This window comes from Pseudoalteromonas sp. SG43-7, from assembly GCF_014164295.1.
GTDB classification, from domain to species: Bacteria; Pseudomonadota; Gammaproteobacteria; order Enterobacterales; family Alteromonadaceae; genus Pseudoalteromonas; species Pseudoalteromonas rhizosphaerae.
In genome coordinates this window covers 1-246 of record NZ_JACJEY010000237.1, presented here as the reverse complement: position 1 = coordinate 246, position 246 = coordinate 1, and the positions used below count along the sequence as shown (strand labels likewise).

Annotated in this window: 1 pseudogene; it reads left to right on the top strand. The window is 38.6% G+C overall.

Annotated elements, in window-relative coordinates:
• Nucleotides 1-122: pseudogene (locus tag H5200_RS23680) on the top strand (IS630 family transposase); the annotation flags it as partial.
• Nucleotides 123-246: the final 124 nt, after the last annotated feature.

The following is a 246-nucleotide window of genomic DNA, read 5'->3' as shown; positions in this document are numbered from 1 at the left end:
AAGCACGGTTTGGACAACAAAATCAAACAACACGCTTATGGGCTGAAACAGGCTCTAGGCCTCGCGCAACAAAACAACAGCAGTTTGAGTATGGATACTTATTTGGTGCAGTGTGCCCAAGTAATACCAATCTGCCAAATTATGTGATCTAATTAGCACACTGATACTTATCTACTTTTACTAAATTGAACTTAGAAAAATCCAAGCAACTTTTAGCTTTATCACGTAAAGAGCCTAATGCGAGAA